Origin of the sequence: Legionella feeleii (assembly GCF_001467625.1) — a bacterium.
In the GTDB taxonomy this organism is placed as follows: Bacteria; Pseudomonadota; Gammaproteobacteria; order Legionellales; family Legionellaceae; genus Tatlockia; species Tatlockia feeleii.
The window spans coordinates 45,503-67,039 of sequence record NZ_LNYB01000014.1; the positions used below are offsets into that span (position 1 = coordinate 45,503).

A 21,537-nucleotide genomic window follows, 5' to 3' on the forward strand; every position below is an offset into this window, starting at 1 on the left:
CGCGTTTGAAGTATTAAATGCAACAAGCGCTGACAGAGAGGAATTCGAGCGCCTCCCCGCCAGCTGACCAAATTTATCACAGGAGATAAAGATGGCTAAAGGAATCTTAGTCTATTTCAGTTTTATATTTCAATGGCATGTCCGTAAGAAGCCACCAAAATTTCCCATTATTTACATCGGTTGAACATTAAGGGCATGGTTTACAGCGTGCTTTTAATTCGCTTTTAGCCAGAAATCTTAATTATTTCAGCGACTAGAGACACAGGAATTATTTTTTTCAGTAATTCCTGTGCTAAGTCACACCTTTTAAAAAATAACGGAAGAATAATGGTGAAAACAAAGCAAGAAACCTTGAGGAAAACGAATTTAATCGACAGTCCCTTTTTTAAAGTGTTTGCAAAGAATTACCTGGACTACTTAGGGAATAGCAATCCTACCCATAAACAGCTAGCTGAAATCCAGGCCTTACTGTCCAATACCTGGATACGACTTCCGATTTGTTTCGACCTACGTTTAAGTGAGCAGGAAAAACAGTGCCTGTATCTATCCGCACAAGGTAAAGAGGTGAAAGAAATAGCTGCGTTTTTAAAGGTATCCACCCGAAGAGTGACTCAGCATCGGCAATCCATCTTTCAAAAATTGAATTGTAAAAATATAACCAGTGCAATTATTGTCGGGCTGCGGTTTGGGTAATCAAAGCTGAACATCTATTAGACGAAAAGTAGATTGCTTGGGTAGATGGCAAATTCCAGATGGGGGAGATGTAAGATGTGAATCTTGATATAAATTTTGTTGTACAACTATTTAAAATAAGTAGGACATTTGGCGTATTGGGACAATAAAACGATGCTTTATTAAGCATAATCCTGCTATATTCTGATTAATAAAAAGTAAGATTATTAATCATGAAATGGAATTGGCAGCTTGAGAATTGGCCTGATTATACTTGAATCAAAAATAATTGTTGTTGCGGACAGCAGACGCAATGCCATCTCATCGACCCTATCCACTGCCATTAGGGATCAATGTAGCACTAGACGAAATTCAAACGTTTAAAGGCGTGTTATTCGATTCTGATGGAGTCAATGCTGGTCAAAAATGATTTCTCGAAAAACCGATCTTTAAGGTGAAATTAAAGTTGGATATTCTTTTGGATTAGGAGCACTGGATTTATGTCCGATAAAATTGATGAAAAGGAGTTACCATTTAAATCGGTTCTTGATCAGACTGATGATGTCGTTATCATCACTGAAGTTGAACCTCTCAATGAGCCATTTGGTCCAAAAATTCTTTATGTTAACAATGCATTTACAACACTTACTGGGTATACCCAGGAGGAAGTTCTAGGTAAAACACCCCGTATTTTACAAGGAGATAAAACCGATAAAAACACGCTAAAACGAATCAGGACAGCGTTGGAAAAAAAAGAAGCTATCCATGTTGAATTATTAAACTATGCCAAAGATCAAACAGAATATTGGCTCGATTTTACTATTATCCCTATTAAAGATAGTAAGGGGAGGATTCAGTATTTTGCTGCGATTGAACATGATATTACTGAGCGAAAAAAACTGGAAGATGCAAAGGCTATGCTTTCTGCTCTTGTTGAGTTTTCAGGGGAAGCAATCATAGGAAAAAACCTGGAAGGGATCATACAAAGCTGGAATAAAGCAGCCAGGAATCTTTACGGTTACACTGAAAAGGAAGCCATAGATGCTAATATAAAAATGCTATTTCCTAAGGAGAGGCAAGGAGAGCTTCAAGATATCATGGACAAAATTGTTAGGGATGAACACATCAAAGGCTTTGAAACAGTCAGAATGCATAAAGATGGTCATATTATTCCAGTTTCTCTTACGATAGCGCCAATAAAAAATGCGCGAGGAAAGATAATAGGGGCATCAACAACCGCTCGCGATATTACCCAACAAAAAATAAACGAAGAAAAATTAAAACACCTCGCGGAGCATGATGTTTTGACAGGATTGATTAATCGACCACTCTTTGAAGATCGCATGGTTCAAGCACTTGCTATTGCAAAAAGAACAAATTGTAATATGGCAGTTTGTTTTTTAGACATCGATGGGTTTAAAAATATTAATGATACTTACGGTCACAATATAGGGGATTTGGTATTGTGCACTGCAGCTAAATGCATGCAAAAATGTATACGGGACATTGATACCTTGGCACGGTTTGGTGGCGACGAATTTGCATTAATATTGTCCTACCTCAATGAAGAAAAGGATGTTATTAAAATAGTGAAGAAGTTAATTCATTTATTCTCAAAAGGATTTTTGATTGAAAATTATAAACTGAAAGTTACTTTGAGTATTGGTATTTCATTGTACCCTAGAGATGGCATGAATGATCTTCTTAAGAAAGCGGATGCTGCGATGTATTACGTGAAAAAACACGGCAAGAATAATTTTATTTTTTTCAATGCAATTGATAAGGACTAATTCAGGTTGGTATTATTTGTCCTGAAATTATGGATAAACACTCTAGTGGCATTTTCTGTGAATAGACAAAATAAAGGGATTACAATAAGCTTCAATGTTTAAAGAGGAGCTTCTCATATGAGTCTTACAATCTCCTATCTTAAAAATCATCCTCACGTAATTCCTGCTCTTGCAAAGATTTGGCATTCTGTTTTGGGACGTGTTTGGGTGCCAGACATTCCCATCGAACGTGTCGAGCAGCGTTTTCGTGATCATTTAAACGATGTCTTATTGCCAATGACCTTTGTTGCTTTTGATGGAAATAAACTCGTAGGTAGTGTTTCTTTACGTGAAAATGATGGAATACATCCGCATTTGACGCCCTGGCTTGGTTCTCTTGTGGTCGATACAGCCTATCAAAAATGTGGTATTGGAAAAATGCTAATTGATGTCACCAAGCAAAAGGCCATTGAATTAGATTTTAAGCAATTGTACCTGTTTACTTTCGATCCAACACTTCCTGCTTATTATGTGCGACAGGGATTTAATAAAATTGGTATGGATGAATTTAGAGGCCATCCTGTCACTGTGATGGAAACAGGGCTGTGAGCCGTTATTGGCTAAAGTCAATTGCTTTCTTTTGAAGCAGGGGCTCCTATCCCGGAAATCCGCAGCAAACTCTCTTGCAAATCTCCGCATTCTTCTTACAGGAGTATAGAGTTCTTTGAGCTGAATGATTAAATCTTATGCTATCATTTACTATGTCTTATTGATTATATCTCTTGAGGCCAAGGATCGGTAATGAGCGGACATGAAAAACAAAGACATTCAACATTTCAAAGAAGACGCTAAAGCCATTTTGGAAGCAGTTCCGGATTTGTATCTTATTTTATGCCCCAAATTGAATATTGTTGGTGCAAGCGATGCTTATCTTAAAGCCACGATGCGGAAACGAGAGGAAATACTGGGACAACCTATCTTCGATATTTTTCCTGACAATCCTGATGATCTGTCGGCAACGGGTGTCACTAATTTGCGTTACTCTTTAAATCGGGTATTAGAAGACAAAGTTTGTGATGCGATGGCTATACAAAAATACGATATTCGACGTCCTGCTGCTTTAGGCGGAGGGTTTGAGGAAAGATACTGGAGTCCTATTAATTGCCCCATTCTGGATCAAGATAACCGCGTAAAATACATTATTCACCGAGTCGTGGATGTAACAACATTTATTCATCAGCAAGCTCATGACGCCCAATCAAAAACGATGGAAATATTGCAAAGTCATGAGGGGCAGGTTGGTTTGGAAATCATGGAGAGAGCTAATAATATTCAAGAAGTTAATAAAACTTTGCAAGAAAAAGAGGGGTATAATTCGGCTTTTTTATCTGCTATTCCTGATGCAATGATTTTAGTGAATCGAGATGGAAAAATTGAATTTAGTAATAATCAGGCAGAAGTCATGTTTGGCTACACCAAAAAGGAATTATTAGGACAAGCAGTCGAGTTATTAATGCCTGAAAATGCGGCTAAAATACATCCTCAGCATCGTGAGGATTATTTTAATGCACCACGTGTACGTCCCATGGGGCTTGGCATGGAGCTTCAAGGAAAGCGAAAAAATGGGGAAATATTTATCATTGAAATTAGTTTAAGTCCGTTGCAAACCCCTCAAGGAGGGAGTGCTATCGCGATTATCCGCGATGTAACTCTGCGAGTTGAACAAAACAGATTATTACAACAAAAAGAAAAGTCTCTCAGAGAATTGTATGAAACGGTTGAGAAAGAAAAATCGCAACTTAAATCGATAAATCAAAAGATGTTTACCATTACACAATTAAGTGAAACTTTTCTTGCATGCAACACAATTGATGAAATACTGGAGTCCTTCTCATCGTTTGCTAATAAAATTCTGGGTTTCTCCAAGGGTGCTTTATATCTAATGCATAATTCACGCAACTATCTGGAGAAAAAAATTACATGGGATGATGTAAATCACTATCCAGTGATTTTTTCTTCGAATGAATGTTGGGCTTTGAGACGAGGCTGTATCCATGAAATCAGTGAGGTGCAACCGGGGGTTATATGTCGGCATATCAAAGAGATGAAACAAGAACAGCAAGCATCCTTGTGCATACCCTTAATGGCTCAAAATGAAATACTGGGTCTGTTATTTATTAACAGGGATTCCGACGAACAGAATACGTTAATTCCAGTGGTTGCAGAAACAGTTTCACTAGCCATTGCAAATATCAGATTAAAAGAATTACTTCACTCCCAGTCCATTCGTGATCCACTGACCGGCTTATTAAATCGTCGCTTTCTTGACGAATTTATGATCAAGCAAATAGGGCAAGCAAAACGTACCAAGACATCGTTGGTATTTATTATGGTTGATATTGATAATTTTAAAGCAATCAATGATAGTTTTGGCCATGAAATAGGGGACTATGTATTATCTCGCCTGGGTAATTTACTTCCGTCTTTAGTTCGAGAAGGTGATTTGGCGTGTCGCTACGGTGGTGAAGAGTTTTTAATTGTTATACCGAACTGCGATCCTCAGAATGCAAAACTCTTTGCTGAAAAAATTCGAAATAAAGTGGGCAGCATGCGGATTGTGATTGAAGAAAGGGTTTCTAATATTGCTATATCACTAGGGGTTGCAATCTATCCAAGCGACGGTTCTTCATTGAAAGAGTTAGTCGATGCAGCCGACCAGGCATTATATGCAGCTAAAAGACAAGGTAAAAATAAGACAATTATATTCACTGAAATTAATAAATAATAAGTCAGATGGTTATTTTGATAGGGTGTGCAAGTTAAGTAGTTAACCACTTGATTGCCTATCTAAATTTAAAAATTGTAGAGTCAAGACTGTTTTTTTAATATTTATTTGTTTATCATCGTCCACGGATAATTCTTTTTTTATTTTCTTATAAAGCCTGTGGATAATTCTTTAGTATTCCCGCCTATTTTTTAGGAAAAAATCCTTTTTAATAATTAAAAAGCCTTATTTTAAAAGGGCTTAACAAAACTCTGTATGGATTGTTGTTCATTTACCTTATCCACAATATCTGTGGATAAGGTTGTGTATAGAATGCTAAATCCTAATGGACTAATACAGTTACTCATGTGCTCAATTACTTAACACGATTCCCTTCGTTAAGAACGCGATGAGGTAGCTGGAAACCCCTAACCCAATTTGCTAGTACTCCCATGGTGGTTTAGGGGTAGTTGGGTAAGCGGTGGGTGTTTGTGTTTTTTCAACCTTCTCGGTTGTTTGATCGCCTGGTTGCTCTTCATTCTGCATGGCAGACCTTGTCTTGTAGGCCCTTTCCTTTAATTCCGGGTTTAAAATTTTGGGATTTAATCCGTGAAAATCAGTGCCGTCTAATTCTTCGACGTTCCGAGCAAAGCCATAGGTTGGGAAAAAGTAATTAAGTGCGGGCTCTAACGTAGAAGGTAAGACGTGTTCGGCAAGGATATGACCATTGTGCGAATTGGAGAAATAAACAGTCGTTGCTATACAACGTTGAGTGTGCGGATTTATTTCGGCACCAAAACCAGCCCTTGCTTTATTCATGTCGCCGGTGTGGTAAGCGCCTATGATTTGGCCCTGGCCATTTTTGACTAACCCTATGCCTAGACCCCAAGTCACCTGTTCTCTATCGCTTTCAGAAACCCTCACTTTTTCAACCAGCTTATCTTCTGAATAGGGGAAGAAATCGTTGATCATCGAATAAATGGGTTCAATAGGCCTGAAGGCATAATTTAATTGGTCGTCATTGATCCAGGCGGTTATGAATTTGGCATAGTCTTCCGCTGTTGTTCTCAGACTGTTGGCTGCGACAGGTTTCGGGCCATAGCTACTGTTTGGCATATTTAAAGCCCGCGGCCCAAATACGTACTCTTGAGCTAATGTTTCCAGATCCACACCGGTCAGCTCTTTAATTGCTCCTTGCAAGCAGTCAATACCAGGTCCTGAATAGGCATAATATTTACCCGGTGGAAACTGGAATTTAAACGGCTCTTCATCCGTGATATGTAAACCAGTTCTATGGGATAGTACCATTTCAGCGCTCAAGCATTTTGCCTGATCGTTCTGGTTAGGGAGAAATCGCTTGAGGAAGGGGTTTTCGTCATCTGAAATGATTTGTCCTTCCGTATCCCGAAACAGAGTATACAAAGGCGTTTTTAAATCAAATTCAGTCTTAAATTTCCCCAGGAATTCAGGTCGCTCTCTGTTGATTTTATTCATTTCGATTAATTTCAAGACCAAATAAGCAAAGACGGGTTTACTCAGCGAAGCAGCCTCAAAAATTGTTCCGGGCTTAACAGGAGTAGGGGAGGACGCTTCTGTGCCAAGCGTTTCTCCTATGGGCATCGTAAAAATGCCCCCATTTTTACAAGCAGCAACAGCTGCTCCCATGATCTTGCTTGATCTCATTAAATGCTGAGTCGACTCGCGGGTAATTCCATTAACCTCTTCTACTTCCTGAATTTGAATGGTGTCTTCAGGTTCAAATTTTTCGGTAGACATTGTTTAGCTCAAGATTAAGTGTTTATTTATTATACTCTATCTTCTCTGGATCCCGGTAACGTATCCATAACGCCAGTGTGATTGATGATATTTTTATAATAATTAGTTGATATTAAAAAGAGATATGGCAAACTTCGCTTTTTTAACGAGGATGTCTTAACATGAAAAAAAATTTTGTAGCAGCTTGCCTGATTATGTTGGTTCCAGTGATTTCTTTTGCGGGCATTAACTATAAGAATACCTACTGTGGTAATGAAAAATATTTAGGAAACCCCAAGACAAAGCGGCCACATCTGCACTGCGGCAAGGGTTTTATGTCTTATAAAAAAGCGAGCGGTGACCATACGGTTATAACTGGGATGGGTGATTGCAAACGAACAGATACTGTTTTTGATGATATAAAAGCGAATCAAACTGCATTTGCAAATTATACTGCGATTTATAATGCCCTTGTAGCCTACCACCAAAGTGGTTGCCCAAATCAATAATTACCGGTTAAAAAATCAAGGGAGTCAGTGTTACTCCCTTGATGGTTGTTAGAAAAGTGATTGCAAGTGGGAACGGGCTGCATCTGTCACTTCATGTACTTCTTTTGGGACAGGCATGGGTGCTTTGGGTTTAAATAGACCATCGCAGGCAACGCCAGCACTAATAACACTCGGGAAAGCGGTAGTAGCTGCCAGTGCAGGCAAGGCTGTCTCTGCTGTTCCCAGAAAAGGTGCAATAAAGAGAGCGGGATAACAGGAGCACAGTGTTAAGCCAACTCCATATCCTATTGCCCCTGCAAATAAAGTGATAATTGCCACAGCGGCAACTTTTAAAACAATATTGAGAAACGGATGCGCTTCTTCTGCAAGAATAAGCTGAGTATGAGCAATAAAGTCAGTAATGGATTTTTCTTTATCTAATCCATTGATAATCGATTCCTCAAGTTGCTCCAGGGCAGCTTGCAATTTCTGCTTTTTATCCGGGGATAAATTGCCCATTTCTTTGGCATACTTTATTTTTGCCTCGCTCCACAAGGAAAGACGTTGCTTATTAGCTAACTGTTGTTGCTTTACAACCTCTTCGACTTGTTGGCATAAATCTGAATTCATATCGTGATGGGCTACAACGACGTGTTTGCTAATTCCTTGAAGTGGCAATTGAGAAAGTTTTTGCATCGCTGGGAATTTGCTCGTGCAGTATTGAACTGTTCCAAGCATCATTAATGGTGTAGCAGGATTTTCTTGGAGAAAAGCATTGATAGCTGACTGGATTTTCTCTATTTCTATGGGTTGGTTTAAATCAATGCAGCAAAACCCTATTTTGCCCTCGTCATGCTCGACAGTGATGATACTTCCTTGCAATTGGTAATGTTCTAAAATCCAGGTGCTTAACAGTTTGTTCTCAAGGTCTTGAAACGCTGTTTTTGTTGGCGTTCCGCTACCAGTGGTTAACCGTTTAAAAAAAGAAATTTGTTCTTTACCCATGTTGATTCCTGGCAAATTTTGCCTAGTGTATTGTAGTTACATTAACGGAGTCTTAAATAGGATTTTTCCAGGTAACTAATTCTTTATACGGCACGAAATGGCCTGGACAAAAGGTGCCTCAGCGTTCTCATGTCCGATTTTGAGGCAAGAAAAGAACAGTGTTATAACAAGAGCTTATTATATATTTATCACCCATATTCAATGTGTTTACCTTTGGTAATTTCATAAATAACTGACTTCACCTTGAAACGCCGTTCAGCGCTTAAACTGTTTGCCAAGGTCATATAAAGTGAATCATCCATTGAAAATACGTGGGAGCTAATGCCACCAAAAGTGGGTATTGTTTGAATGACGGCAAATTGTCCTTCTTTCCATTGATACAAGGGAGATTGCAAGGCGGGGTTTGGATTATTGTGATTACCCGTAATAAAATTAATTCGGAAAAGGTAGTGCTCGTCCCTTAGAGTGAAATAACTAAAATGTCGTCCTCCTTCGCCTTGCAAAAGTTGATATGGATTAAATTTTTTCCTATCCCACTGATAAAGTATCGAATCTGTTTTAATATTGGCGTAGGCGAGATAAAATTTATTATCCAGCATAAAAAATTCAAAGCCTCGCCCGCCATCACCTTTAAACTGTTGATACAGATTAAATTGAGAGCCATCCCACAAATAAAGGGACGATTGCTTCAAGTCATCCGCAAAGGCCAGGAATAGTTTGTTATTGATAGAGAAGGCTTTAAACGAATAACCCCTGAGTGATGGAATGGTTTGAAAAGGAATAAATTTTTTACCATTCCACTCATAAATCATGGAATTAGTTTCTGGACTATTGCCTTTATTTTCTGGAGTAAACCCGCCATTTGCAACAGCTAAAAAGTGTCGTTGGCCAATATTAAAAGAGTACCATTGCTGCGCACCGTAAGTTAAAAATTCTTGTACCGGATAAAAATAACGTCCATCCCATTGATAGAGCATGGAATAAGTATGCAAATTAAAAGGAGGATGAGGACCTGAGTGGGCACTGGCAATCGCTAAAAAAGAATTTTTGCCAATGGAAAAAAAAGTAGCTGATTCGTTACCATGGCCGGGGATACGTTGGTATTCACGGAATTGACTACCTGCTTTCTTGAAAATTATTACATCAACGTCGGCGTTACCTCCGTCTATATTAGCAGGGGTGTCAGGGATGTCTTCAGCTAACTGCGCTACTGCAATGTAGTACTCATCCTCCAGAGTAAATGGTGTTAATTGCCGAGCGCCAGTAGTGTCGAGGTATTGGATAGGAATCAATAGTTGTTCTGCAAAAACCGAAGTGGAAAAAGAAATCAGTAAATATGTCATTAACCATTTGATTATTCTCATAATATCCTAATTATTTTCTGTTACTGAAAATATCAATGCTGAACTGGTATAGCCAAGATGGGTGAATAATTCATTGCGAAACATTAAAAAAATTTTTTCAATTAAATAGTTCTATCACAGCAAACTCTCCGCATCAATTAGCAGAATTCAATTATTGCCAATTCGGTTCCATAATATTCACCTAAGAAATACGTAATATTGCGATAATAAATTAGTCATACAATTTATGTATAGCAACGCACTTTGTTGTGGTGTTCAATGCATGTATTTTCAGCAATGCAAGAGCCTTATACCAAGGTTAAGGCTACAGTAGATAAGTTTAAGACTTTAGGGTTATCTAAGAAGTGCAATGAAATTCGCCATACCCTGACGATGTTGTTAACTAATCCTGAGATTATGTCTGAGCAACTTGCTGAAAAATTATTACCTTCAGCAAAAGGGGTACCATACCACATCAATTCCTCTGATCCTGAACAAGTCGTTGTGCTCAAAAAATTAATCAATATGTTGTTCAATATTGAAAAAATGCTACAAGATCTCGAACGAATCAATCTGAGTGAAACAGCAAGCCTTACAGAGTTAATCGCACTTGCTCCAAAAATTGCAAGAAGTCTTTATTGCGTGGTTAATCAAGTGTATGAGGCTATCCAATTAATTAATCACTCAAACGCTTCTGTTCAAGCAATTTTTGGCCCTTACTTTAATCAGCTTAAACAAAAAATGGCTCCCTTATTGGAGCAGCTAAGACAATTTACACCAAGTGGCACTATCCTGGATCAAAATTGGGGTGAGGTGTTTGGTAAAGCGGTTGAGTTTTTACCCAAAGAACACATAACACCAGACGAGGTAAGTTTCAATGCTCTGGGGCAAGCTGTTTTTAATATTCCAGACTATTTTAAGCAATTACAAACCATGCTTGAAAGCGGCTCCTTATTCCCTGAGCCAGACTTATCTATAGATCCCTCTAATCCTGCACTTTTAAAACAAAAGGAAAAAAGAGAAAAAGAAGCGAATGCCTTTGTTGCCAATTTGGATAGTATGGCCGTTAAAACCTGGTCCCAAGGACTCGGTATTGAATATGTTGCTGCGATTGGGCGGTTGGCAGGTTTCTTAAAAGATCATACGAAGGCCTTAGTCCAGACTGCCATACCAACCTCTAAAGCAGCCTACTTAAGACTCGAAGAAGCTTTACTTGATTTTAAACGCAAAGTACTGCCAGCTATCATAGATGAGTTGGAAGTTCTTGAGATAACTTTGGGTTTAAAGCCTGGTCTTTTAGTTGAGCCAGCTTTAAATGCCGCGACTACTTATTACAATAAATTAATTGAAACACTTAATACTAAAATTGAAGAAGCGAGAGTTAAAGCGGATAACGTAGGTGTAAAGGCTTTCTTATATGTCACTGAAAAGGATGAAGATAAATTAGAGTTAGGCACTAAATTCGAAGTAGGAGAGAAAGTCGCTCACTTAATTGATGAGACCTTCGTAGCACAAAGGATAAGTCGGCAAAATGCGAGACTCGATGCAGCAAGGGAAAAGATGTATGAGGTACAAGATATTGCCAAGGCTGCTGAATCATTTTTTGCAAAAATTAGTACGCGACCTGAAAAGTTAACTATCGAGGAGAGACAAGAATTAGCCTTCCTTTATCAGCAATTCCAACCGTATATGGTGGCTAGAGATCCCCGATTGGATGCGGAAATTGTAGGTTATCTGAATTTAACAGAGCAAGAAAAAGAGCGCTTATCTCAGGGAGCAGCAAGCGTATCACCAATTCCTGAGGGACAATCCTTTCTCAGGAGTGTAAGTGAATATGGTTTTCGACTGGTTGGAAATACCTTATTTGACAGGATTTTAAAGCAAGACACGGGAGTTATGAGTGCGATAAATAGAGAAATAGCTACCGTAGCAACTCAAATAGATTTAATTAAATCCAGTCAGGCTCAAGTGAAAGCGTCCTCCTATGAGAGAGTGGGTAAAAAAACTGCCCTTGAAGTGATTTCTGATAGCAATTGGTTAAAACCAGACACCGCTGCCGAAAACTTATCGTCTGGACAACTCAACAAAAAAATTGCTGAGTTGGGTGATCAATTAGATGAATTGGCACAAGCAAAAAATGCATTTTCAACGTTTATTGATTCGCTCAATGAAGTTGCAAAAGGAAATAAACCACTCAGTGGGGTGGATGAAGAGACCAAAGAGCAATTGCGGAAACAATATGCTCAATTCCAAAAATACATGTTCCTTGAAGAGAACGAGTTTCTCCACCAATGGGATAAACAAATAGTACAAGCCTTGATGCAGGATAAACCTCAAGTCGAAGACGTGCGTCCAGTGACTACTGCAGAAGTATTGGAGCTTGAAAAGGTAATCGCTGGTAACATGGCCGCTATTCAAAAGCGTTTTGAACAAGGTAAAGAACTCTATTTACAACAGCTACAAGAAAAATTAAAGGAAAGACCAGTATCTCCCATCATTTTAAAGCCTTCACGGGACTTATCCAAAGGCACTCTCCTTGCGCAAGCTAATGCAGCAAAACTGTCAGGAGAATTTGATAAGTCCATACAAAAAGCAATCGAATTTTTGCAAAAAAACCTGGCTGCCGAGGTGGCTTCAGGCCTCCGTCAGGTGCCAGGCCTTCCCTATCAAATAGCGGCTAATGATGCTTCTGTAACTGTTTTTTATAAAACGGTATTTAATTACTTTTATAGTTTAATTGATAACACGATACAAAAAGCAGTTGGTTTTTTGAGAGACAATCTTTCTACTGGATTAGTAGCAGAACTGGGCCTTAGCGATACTGGGGGAGTAAAACCCTATCAACTAAAGGAAACTGATTCAAGTCAAGTCTCCTTGTACAAAAATGTAATTAACTCGCTTTGCTACTTAAGAGACGCTGTCGTTGCAGTTGAGAAGCAGGCAGGGCATCAATACACCGAGAGCACCTTATCAAGAGCTCTCTTTTTAGGCCAGACAGGTTTAGGGGTTGCTTCACCAGCTAAAAATATGGCAGGGGCTCTTGCTAATGTCGCCAATAATCCGCAATTTGAAGCGCTTGTCAAAATTTTACCTAAGGAGTTAGCTGAGTTTTTTGAAAAAGCGAAGTTAACGACTACTCAACAGATGAGTGAGGCGGCCGCCAAAGCCAAGGTTGATCCACGATTTGCCGTTATGTTGCAGGATATACCTAAAGAGGTCACAGAGTATTTGCAGCATACCGATGATCCATGCCTCATACCAAAAGTGATTGATTGGTTAGAGCATAGGATCCTCAATTTTTTCGAGAATACGCCTGTTGAACAACTTGAAGCCCGTTTTAACGAATTTGAACAAGAGTTCATTCGCTTTATCCAAGACCTGGAGGCCAAGGGTTTAACCAAAACTCCCGTGACCGAGGATGGCGTTTTAGTCGATAAAATTTTAGTTGCTTTGCATAAAGTCAAAGTGCAAATAAAAGTAGAATTGGGTGAGATCGACAATCTGCTTGGTGACCAATGGAGTGCTCCTAAAGGAGAGGAAGCTGAAGAACAAGTTGCTGGTTCTTTACAAAAACTGGATGCCTGTTTCGCTAAATACGCCAAACCAGGTATACCATTGACTCATCCAGATCAAGAAACTATCAAAGAATGCTATGAGGAATTAAAACCTTACCTGGCCCAGGTAGATAAAAATTACTATACAAAAGATTTATTAAACGATTCTCCGAATTACGAGCAAGTTTTACGGAAAATTTTAATCCAGGATAGAACAAAACTTATTGCAGCAATTAAAGAAAATAGAATGAACAGGATTTTTCATTATGTTCTTTCCGAGGGTACACCAGCACTCAAAGAAGTAATGGGCGCACTGACTGCAAACATTATTGCCCAATCTGAGCCAGTAGAAATGACTGTGGAAAAATCAGATGCAATGAAGCGTGAGGAGGCTCTACAAGAAATCATTAAAGGTGTTAGGAGCTTCCCCACTCCTGCAAATGATAGTCCCGAGGCTCGCCAAATTGCGCAGGATAAGGAAGTATTAATCTCCGCGCTACAAGGTATGGCTCCGTTTCTAGTGAAAGTAACTCCAACACCGAAAGACGTACAAAATCTTCTAAATGCGGTAAAAGAAGTTTATGCGGCATTATTCAATGTTGGCGTTGGAAGTCACGAGTTATTTCTGGAAAAAATGCAGGACTTCCGTGTTGCTTGGGAATCCGTTGTTTTGCTCGCTGATGAGGCTGAATTTTCACTGGGCTTAAAACCAGGTGTTCTATCGTCTGCTGTTAATGACCCGGTTGAGAAATTCTATCGAGGGTTTATTACGAGCGTCAAAACAAAATATTCCGATCAGGATGTTTTAAAATTACTGGGTGATCTGAATCCTATTTCAATACGGATTGCTAATGAGGAACGGCGATTAAAACATCTCGAAGAAACTGCTGGTTCTGAAATAACTGCAACTAGAAAAATGGAAATCAGTATCTCACGAGAAAGATTAGCTTATTTAGCAGAATTAAAATTAGAAAAAGAAGCAGACAAGAGCAAACGATTCGAGCAATTTAAGGAAGTTAACTATGAAAAGATCATCAACGAAGAGATTCTCCCTTTAGTGAATCAAAAAATGGGCGTTTATGCCGATCAATTCTTTCATGATGTGCGCCTGTTGTATGATGAACGTAGAGAATCAATGTTGCAAGATATCGATCTGGGCACATCCGTTGAAGCAGCTATTAGAGAAAAAATAAATAGTGTATTCGGAGAATTGATGACTCCCAGCCCAGAACAATCACCAGGCAATCCCCTTCAAACAATTAGAAAAACCTATGCACAACTTAATGCCGATTATCAGGCGATTCAAGAAATAAGAAAGCAATTTGCAAGCGCAAAAAATAATCCTCTGATGAAGGAGATACTTGCCAAATTTGATGCTTTTGAAGAAGAAGTAAAAAATTTTGCCAATAAGGAATTTCCAAGGGGTAATGAATCTGAACAAGCCGTTTATAGGGCACAGCTGCAAGAGCACGCCCTTTTCGTAAGATCATTTAGAGATAGATTGGGCAATTATCAGTTACTAGTTAATAAAGAAAACATGCACAACTATGAGGAATTGCAAGGCGAGAAACAAAATTTACTTGATAAATCGCCAAGAGAGAGAAATGCAGGTATGCAACAAAAGCTCGACTACCTGAATACTTATGAAAAACGTCTGGTAGAAAAATGTGAGCAGGGTAGTCGGCATGAGGTTGCTGGGGACATTAACGCTTTTGTTAAAGCCCTTAATCTTTATGATGCCTTAGTTGAGGTTTCTGGAAATAACAGAAAGTTAATGGCCCAGTTACAGGAAGAGATACCTAAATTAACTAAGCCAGCTGATATAAAGAAATTGGAAATGAAAAAACAGCAATTGGCTATTGCGCAAGATATTGAAAATATTATTAGGCACCCAGAGATGCCAATAGAGCAAAAAATTAAGGTCTTAAAGCAATTCATGGTTAATGACAGTAAGGACAATAAAGCAGTTTATACGGGAGATTTTGGTAAAATAATTGAAGAAAATTTATCTGTTGTAAATAAGTTCAGTGCCGTAGAAGAACGTAAATTTTCTTTTTTCTCAAGTCACAGCTCAGGAAGCTATGTGAGCAATATAACTCCAGAAAGCTTGCTACCCAAAATAGAGAAAAAAATAGCCGAGTTTGAAGGTAAAAATGATAAATCGAGTATTCATAAAAGAGAGGTACTTAAAGCCGCTCAGCAAATGTTACGTGATGGAAGTGGAAGCAGGGAAGAACTGGCTCAAGTGATACGTAGATACCCTGAATACGATTCAGGAATTGGACCAAGTGACACAAAGAAACTTGCCCAACAGGCCATGAGTTGTTTAGATACACAGGTAAAACAGGCTGGATTAGGCTCCTGAAGCAAAAATAGGTCAATATTCTTCTCTGTGCGGAAGTAGGCGTATTGTGCGCTATTTCTGTGTTCGTTACTAAGTATTTAGCCAAGTATTGAAGGGCTCTTGTTTATCAGATAAATATAACCGCCAGTCCATGTGATAGGAACCCCACTGATAGTCACGACAGGTTCTACAGGAATACCAACCAAATTTAATCCTGGTGAAGAATATAGAAAAGAATCAACGTAGGTTGAGTCAGCGCATTTATTAAATAATTGCGGGAGGCCGGGGTATAGTTGTTGTAATTGGGCATAGCTGTTAGAACAGATAGACGTAATGGCATTGCGTATTGAAAGGGGGTTGAAATTATTGGAGATGCCTAGAAACGTTGCATTGAAGTAAATCGCTGCAATGCCATAATAGCTTTGGCTTGCAAAACCTGGCACGGAAGTTAACTGCGATAACATTGAAAAATTGGTAAGGACCTCGCCATAATTTGCCAAACACCTGCTGTATAAAAAATTACCGGTAATGGGCCCTTGATTATAGCCAACGGGGTAACAATTATCAGGGTCGAGAGGTGGTTGTACTGCATCCATCGATTGCCTTGCCAGGTCTTGCCCTAACCCCAGGAAACTAATACTGAAAAGATCATACACCACACCATTGATGGTCAATTTGATGACATTAGGATTCGATGGAGTATTGGCAACAAAGGCGACTTGTGCTGAAGCGCCGCCAATTTCAATAATACCCCTGGTAAGGTAGGTACCAAGGCTGCTGTTTAAATAATTGACTTCTAGCCATTGATATAGACCTTCTTGCTGCCCACTAATGGTTTTTGTTTCTCCCAAACCATAGTTATTGCTTACTATCGTATTGGCGACTGATTGATAAATGGCCGCTTGCTGTGCTTCTGTCAGCACTCTCATTCCCGCAGTTCCCAAAACGCTGGCAATGGCCTGAGATGGCGTGATTTGATAGGTTTGCAATACATTGGTCGCTTCTGTTAACAGAGGCTGGATGGCATTGCCTGCTGCTGCAGGGTTATTCGCAAAACTGGCTAGAGGAATATTGTTATTATCAGTGAATAAAGTAACGATGAGAGGATTAAGGGGGGCAATAGTTTGATAGATAAACATCCGTGTGCCACTGCTGCCAGCATCAAAAACAACATTGTATCGTGCATTGGCCGGGGTAATGGTGGCGGGGGATACATTATTTGCTGAAAATAAACAGTAGCCATTTGCAATGGGGGTACAACCCAATAAAGGATAATAACCTGGTCTATTAACCTTGATACCTACGGAGGGATAGACACGATTGGGTACGGTGGTAGTGATGCTTAGATTTAATGAAGCGACATTATAGTTTTGGCAGGTAAGGGGGCCTTTTCCATTCAGGCACAGAGTTATGCTTATTGTTTCTGAGGACAGACCTGTTGACGATACTTTGAAAAAGGCTGCCGCAAAGGCTAGTTGGCTTGTTAATAATAAACCAAACAACACACCAAACCTGCTTAAACTCCGTTTCATTCACAATCCTTATCGTTAAATCACAACTGAGCAAATCAAGGCATTAGCATAGCTCGGACCTGTGCTCAGGTTATTAAGTAATTGATTTGTCTGCATTTTAAATTTGCCTTGTCCTAAATAAAAAAAACGATAGCCGCATTCGAGTGGTGCATGACCAAAAACGTCATTCATTTTTACTCCGAAGCCTGCCATTGCAGAAAAAGTGACTTGACTATGCCCCGAAAAAGCATGATCGGGAAGGGTCATACCGTCGAGAGACTCTTCATGAAAACTGCTGGTTGTCAGAATATTGACTCCAATTCCGCTATCAAAAGTAATTCCATAATGATTGGCAGGATTATCGATGGATGCCTTGGCAGCAGCGTAGACAGGAACATGGCTAAGGCCATATTTGTAGCCCAGATTTTCAAATAAATCTTCCTGGATAACCTGCCCCTTGACATGCGTTTTTGTTAAATAAAAGACATTAATGCCATAGGATAACTGAATGGCTTTTTTTACGGGATGATTTAAAAGGTACCCTAATCCGACTAATAGATTTCCATCATGGTGTTTACTTACCGTGAAGCGGTCACCAATCAAGTCTTCAATTCCGATAAACTGGGTTTTACCTGAGTGATTCAGATAACCGCCTAATTGCAGGATTTTCTGTCCTTTTGTTAAATCAAGGGCAAAAGAGGGGGGAACAATGGCTAATAAGGTAGCCAAGGTTATAACTTTGGGCAGGGAGCGTTGAATGTTTAATGGCAACATGGTTTTTTCATTGAAAAGTAAAATCTTAAACTGAATTGCTGAAAATATATATAGGTTATTGATAGTTTGAAAAAAAATCTGCACGTCTTCTGGTATAAAAAAGACCTAATTTTTCCTTAATGTATATAGGATAAAATCTACCCATTAGTGGTAAAAAAGAAGTAATTGTCATGTCTAAAACCAAACCATGTGATCAAGGTAATAATAACGTCACAAGAATAGAAGGCGACCGTGTTTTTAAATCGACCAAAGGACTTGGCCTTGAGAGAAGTTATTCTGTGCAGGTAAAACAATGGAATGAGTTTTACAAAGATACTGAGTATGCAACTGCCTGTGTTACAGAAAAAGGAGAGCTTTCTTTACCTTATATTAGTGGGAGTTATCCAACCGATCGCCAGCGACTTGCCTGTCTTAAGGATATGCTTGAGCAAGGTTATGTCATGACCGATTGCCGGGATAAAAGAAATTTTATTACGCATAACGGTAAAACATATCCTGTTGATTTTGGTCAAATTTATCACTCAAGTGATCAATTTTATAGTATAAATAAAGGTTTTCATGAAAGAGTAATCACGACACTTACCTCCAAGATTAAAGCTGCATCAGAAAAATATGGATCTGCAGAAAAATATAAATCTCTGGAAGCACATATCGAAGAATTAAGGATATACAAAGCGAAAAAATTAACTGCTACGGATCCCCTAACCGAGGATAAGTCTAAGAAAATCGATGGCTTTATTGTCGATACTGAAAAGCGCGTAGCAGCATTTAAAGATGGCCAGGAAGACGCATTTGATGATTATATAGAGACGAATAGAGACGCTATTAAAGTCCTTAATGAGAATAGAGTGACAGGGGCAATTTGGAAATCAATCCTTCTTGTTTTATGCACGGGTATCGTTCCTGGTCTTCTTGGCGGAGCGGTTCAAGCCATAGCAACCCAGGGTAATTCATTTTTATTCTTTAATAACCAGACAAGATCAGGGCGAATGGCTGCCAATATTCAGGCAGATGTAGCGGGTCTTACGGCGTAATCCATAAAAATTAAATAAATATTAGTTGTTCACTTATTTTGTCCTTTTTGATTTTTTTTATCGATATGTTTTTGGGTTTCGTGATGTGATTTGATAATGACCATTATTGAAAGGGCATAACAGAAGGACCTGACATCGCTGATTAATACTTATTTGAATTAGAGTTCTTTAGCTATTACACTTAGCATCTAACGAGGCGGGTGTAGTTCAATGGTAGAACTTCAGCTTCCCAAGCTGATAGCGTGGGTTCGATTCCCATCACCCGCTCCAATTCCGGGATTCCCCAACATTGTTTTGCCGAAAAATCTTGCAATGGCACTATCCTCTGTTGTCACACAAATAAATAAACGTAATCACTGAATTGGCTATTCAGGAGAGCCGTGGAAAGTCGGCAAGTAAAATATCCTATAAATTGATAGTGATTATCAGGGCTTACGCGGTATTCATTGGCTAATGAGCACAGAAAACGTTTCGAAGAAGGGAACTATCTTCTGGGTACCGCGCATAAGCACGGTACGGAAAGGGAGAAAAGGGGATTCAATATTTCTTGCCGTTACCCAGCAACTAGAGTCTATCTAGCGACAAAATCCTGGACTTGATGAGGCGCTACTTCATCATTTTCTTGATTTGGAAGTGTCATCTCTTTAAAAAAGGAAAGATTTGCTTTCGTGGCTGTAAGCTTGGTAGCTGAATCGGGCTCTCTTACCACCGCTGGTAGATTTGCACCCAAATAATTCAACATCGTTATCAATCGATTTACCAGATCATTGAAAATTTTTCCAAAACCACGGAGATCTATGAGGGTAGTTTGCTGTGCTGCCTCTATTAATGTTATACCTTCAGTGAAAAAGCCGCTAAGACTGATGTCTCCGGTTTTAAGTAAGGTTTGTTTGCCTTCCAGATCGGTAGCCAGTTGACGCGCAATCCCGGCTTCTGCTTTGTAACCTCTTTTTTCCAAATCCTCTGCTTTGCTTGAGAATTGTTTAAATTGCACACCGATTTCTTTGGTGACCTCATAAATTTCATCTAAATCAACACCGTCCCAAATATGGTCTCTAACGTCATTTTCTTTTTTGAGAACATCTTTATACGTGACGCCATCTAGTCGTCCTTCTTTTTTCTTTTGATCCAGAATATTAAGAAGAACTTGTGTAAAGAGCACAAAATGGTTTTCTTCCATAATCTCACCCTGCTCATAGGGAGAGAATTTTAGGCCAACAAAGAATCCCTTACTTTTCGCTAATATTCCTGAGGTCTTTGGATTGTTTAACGCATGATTGAGGGTGTCATAAAGACTTTGTGTTGGAGTGGCTACTTGTGCTTCGCTGATTATAGCTCGTACTAAATGCCCTCTGAGTTCATTATTGGCTACTGCGCGATTGGAAACTGCCATGACAGCACCGGACTCTTTATTTCTAATCAGAAATTTTTCAGGGTCGTTTATATTCTCAAAGCTAATTTCTGACAGTGCTGTGTTTTTTAAAAAATCAATCTCTTCAGGAGCAAGTTGCTTTTTATCGAATGTAACCTCAGCACAATCTTCAATGGTGGCGAGTAGAACTTGTGCAACGACAGCCTTTGCTGTTGCGATAACCGACTCTTTAAGTTTGGGCATTCTATTCCTTGGCACAACAAGCGAGAAATTTGCTCTCATTGTACCATTATGGTTATGAATAAACCATCTGCCAGTTGTTCATAAAGGATGGGCGCGAACGGCTTGTAGAGTCTGCTGATTTTCAGATTTTTACAACATTCGATGTTACCACACTGCGACATAGCGTCGTATAGCAATTAATGGTACTATGCAATTTTTTAATCATATAGGTAATAGGATGTACGGGAAGAAAGAAAGTGTATTTAAAAGAGCATATGCTATTAAAGATTATGCACATAAAGAAAGCGGTGTCAGAATAAACACTGGGGCTAGCTTCTTCCGGCCATTCAACTCTCTTGCAGATGTGAGAACGCAGTTAAGATCACCGGTTGTCGCCCCAATAATTGATTTGACCTTGGCGGTACAATCTTGCCTTCATGCCTGTCGCAACGTTCTGGAAACAGCGATCAATATCATTTTTCTCGACGTAGGTAATATAGAGAAAAGTGTGCCGGAATTTTTTACTAATGTCTTACAGGCTGCCTACTTTGCAGGGTCTGCTCTCACCGATACCTTATGGGATTTGACCGCATTAGCTACGCGTACCTTGTCGACAGTTGTTGATACTGCTGCAGCGATAGCGGGAGCAATTGCCGATGTCGGTTATGCCATTGTTGATGCGTGTACTCCTAAAAGCGTACGTTTGTAGATCTCTCCATATCGTAAAAAACCAGCATGGTCCGTAATGCTTCAAAGACAAGAAGCGCTGCGGACTATCTCAAAGGTTTGCTGCCTATTATCATGCAGTAACTTGTTTACCTCCTATTTGACTGTAGTAATAATTACGCCAAAAATGCAATGACGTCGATTTTGCTGGTTTAGCCGAGTTATTCCAAAACTATTTTAAGAGAGACGTAGAATCTAAGTCGA

Annotated in this window: 14 protein-coding genes and 1 tRNA gene; 9 read left to right on the forward strand and 6 right to left on the reverse strand. The window is 39.2% G+C overall.

What is annotated here, in order from left to right; translation table 11 throughout:
• Positions 1-327 precede the first annotated feature (327 nt).
• From Lfee_RS02010 to Lfee_RS02025, 4 genes are all read left to right on the forward strand, one after another.
• Positions 328-693, forward strand: a complete 366-nt coding sequence (locus tag Lfee_RS02010) for a response regulator transcription factor (protein ID WP_058443616.1) — start codon at positions 328-330, stop codon at positions 691-693.
• A gap of 479 nt (positions 694-1,172) precedes the next feature.
• On the forward strand, positions 1,173-2,462 hold the full coding sequence (locus tag Lfee_RS02015) for a diguanylate cyclase domain-containing protein (protein WP_058443617.1): 1,290 nt from the start codon (positions 1,173-1,175) through the stop codon (positions 2,460-2,462).
• Between the two features lie 117 nt (positions 2,463-2,579).
• The gene (locus Lfee_RS02020; RefSeq protein WP_058443618.1) at positions 2,580-3,050 is read left to right on the forward strand and encodes a GNAT family N-acetyltransferase; all 471 of its coding nucleotides are present in this window, start codon (positions 2,580-2,582) and stop codon (positions 3,048-3,050) included.
• 202 nt (positions 3,051-3,252) lie between these two features.
• Positions 3,253-5,226, forward strand: coding sequence for a sensor domain-containing diguanylate cyclase (locus tag Lfee_RS02025; protein ID WP_058443619.1), 1,974 nt, complete (start codon positions 3,253-3,255; stop codon positions 5,224-5,226).
• A 420-nt stretch (positions 5,227-5,646) separates the two neighbouring features.
• Here the strand turns inward: Lfee_RS02025 and Lfee_RS02030 are convergent, their stop codons facing one another.
• Positions 5,647-6,981 (reverse strand): serine hydrolase domain-containing protein, encoded by a 1,335-nt coding sequence (locus Lfee_RS02030; RefSeq protein ID WP_058443620.1) that lies wholly within the window; start codon positions 6,979-6,981, stop codon positions 5,647-5,649.
• A gap of 161 nt (positions 6,982-7,142) precedes the next feature.
• On the opposite strand from Lfee_RS02030, the gene Lfee_RS02035 reads away from it, so the two are divergent.
• Positions 7,143-7,469, forward strand: a complete 327-nt coding sequence (locus Lfee_RS02035) for a hypothetical protein (protein ID WP_112854537.1) — start codon at positions 7,143-7,145, stop codon at positions 7,467-7,469.
• Between the two features lie 48 nt (positions 7,470-7,517).
• Here the strand turns inward: Lfee_RS02035 and Lfee_RS02040 are convergent, their stop codons facing one another.
• Both Lfee_RS02040 and Lfee_RS02045 read right to left on the reverse strand, forming a co-directional pair.
• Entirely contained in the window at positions 7,518-8,453 is a 936-nt protein-coding gene (locus tag Lfee_RS02040; RefSeq protein WP_058443621.1) for a hypothetical protein, read from the reverse strand.
• Positions 8,454-8,641: 188 nt separating this feature from the next.
• Positions 8,642-9,817, reverse strand: a complete 1,176-nt coding sequence (locus Lfee_RS02045) for a hypothetical protein (protein ID WP_058443622.1) — start codon at positions 9,815-9,817, stop codon at positions 8,642-8,644.
• 258 nt (positions 9,818-10,075) lie between these two features.
• Here Lfee_RS02045 and Lfee_RS02050 point away from each other — a divergent pair, with 258 nt between their 5' ends.
• Complete coding sequence (locus Lfee_RS02050; protein ID WP_058443623.1) at positions 10,076-15,715, forward strand: hypothetical protein; 5,640 nt, start codon at positions 10,076-10,078, stop codon at positions 15,713-15,715.
• A gap of 77 nt (positions 15,716-15,792) precedes the next feature.
• Here the strand turns inward: Lfee_RS02050 and Lfee_RS02055 are convergent, their stop codons facing one another.
• The gene (locus Lfee_RS02055; RefSeq protein WP_058443624.1) at positions 15,793-17,226 is read right to left on the reverse strand and encodes an acetate and sugar kinases/Hsc70/actin family protein; all 1,434 of its coding nucleotides are present in this window, start codon (positions 17,224-17,226) and stop codon (positions 15,793-15,795) included.
• A gap of 15 nt (positions 17,227-17,241) precedes the next feature.
• On the reverse strand, positions 17,242-17,979 hold the full coding sequence (locus Lfee_RS02060; protein WP_058443653.1) for a hypothetical protein: 738 nt from the start codon (positions 17,977-17,979) through the stop codon (positions 17,242-17,244).
• A 170-nt stretch (positions 17,980-18,149) separates the two neighbouring features.
• Between Lfee_RS02060 and Lfee_RS02065 the strand changes: the two genes are divergently transcribed.
• Both Lfee_RS02065 and Lfee_RS02070 read left to right on the forward strand, forming a co-directional pair.
• The gene (locus tag Lfee_RS02065) at positions 18,150-19,013 is read left to right on the forward strand and encodes a hypothetical protein (protein WP_058443625.1); all 864 of its coding nucleotides are present in this window, start codon (positions 18,150-18,152) and stop codon (positions 19,011-19,013) included.
• A 196-nt stretch (positions 19,014-19,209) separates the two neighbouring features.
• Positions 19,210-19,283 (forward strand) — tRNA-Gly (locus Lfee_RS02070).
• Between the two features lie 301 nt (positions 19,284-19,584).
• Here Lfee_RS02070 and Lfee_RS02075 read toward each other — a convergent pair.
• Positions 19,585-20,628, reverse strand: a complete 1,044-nt coding sequence (locus tag Lfee_RS02075) for a hypothetical protein (RefSeq protein WP_058443626.1) — start codon at positions 20,626-20,628, stop codon at positions 19,585-19,587.
• Positions 20,629-20,845: 217 nt separating this feature from the next.
• Here Lfee_RS02075 and Lfee_RS02080 point away from each other — a divergent pair, with 217 nt between their 5' ends.
• The gene (locus Lfee_RS02080; RefSeq protein WP_058443627.1) at positions 20,846-21,316 is read left to right on the forward strand and encodes a hypothetical protein; all 471 of its coding nucleotides are present in this window, start codon (positions 20,846-20,848) and stop codon (positions 21,314-21,316) included.
• Positions 21,317-21,537 lie beyond the last annotated feature (221 nt).

Coding starts and splice junctions, on each gene's coding strand:
- Lfee_RS02060 (WP_058443653.1), bottom strand. CDS start 17,979: ATGTTGCCATTAAACATTCAACGCTCCCTGCCCAAAGTTATAACCTTG.
- Lfee_RS02075 (WP_058443626.1), bottom strand. CDS start 20,628: ATGCCCAAACTTAAAGAGTCGGTTATCGCAACAGCAAAGGCTGTCGTT.
- Lfee_RS02040 (WP_058443621.1), bottom strand. CDS start 8,453: ATGGGTAAAGAACAAATTTCTTTTTTTAAACGGTTAACCACTGGTAGC.
- Lfee_RS02045 (WP_058443622.1), bottom strand. CDS start 9,817: ATGAGAATAATCAAATGGTTAATGACATATTTACTGATTTCTTTTTCC.
- Lfee_RS02020 (WP_058443618.1), top strand. CDS start 2,580: ATGAGTCTTACAATCTCCTATCTTAAAAATCATCCTCACGTAATTCCT.
- Lfee_RS02035 (WP_112854537.1), top strand. CDS start 7,143: ATGAAAAAAAATTTTGTAGCAGCTTGCCTGATTATGTTGGTTCCAGTG.
- Lfee_RS02080 (WP_058443627.1), top strand. CDS start 20,846: ATGTACGGGAAGAAAGAAAGTGTATTTAAAAGAGCATATGCTATTAAA.
- Lfee_RS02030 (WP_058443620.1), bottom strand. CDS start 6,981: ATGTCTACCGAAAAATTTGAACCTGAAGACACCATTCAAATTCAGGAA.
- Lfee_RS02025 (WP_058443619.1), top strand. CDS start 3,253: ATGAAAAACAAAGACATTCAACATTTCAAAGAAGACGCTAAAGCCATT.
- Lfee_RS02010 (WP_058443616.1), top strand. CDS start 328: ATGGTGAAAACAAAGCAAGAAACCTTGAGGAAAACGAATTTAATCGAC.
- Lfee_RS02055 (WP_058443624.1), bottom strand. CDS start 17,226: ATGAAACGGAGTTTAAGCAGGTTTGGTGTGTTGTTTGGTTTATTATTA.
- Lfee_RS02015 (WP_058443617.1), top strand. CDS start 1,173: ATGTCCGATAAAATTGATGAAAAGGAGTTACCATTTAAATCGGTTCTT.
- Lfee_RS02065 (WP_058443625.1), top strand. CDS start 18,150: ATGTCTAAAACCAAACCATGTGATCAAGGTAATAATAACGTCACAAGA.
- Lfee_RS02050 (WP_058443623.1), top strand. CDS start 10,076: ATGCATGTATTTTCAGCAATGCAAGAGCCTTATACCAAGGTTAAGGCT.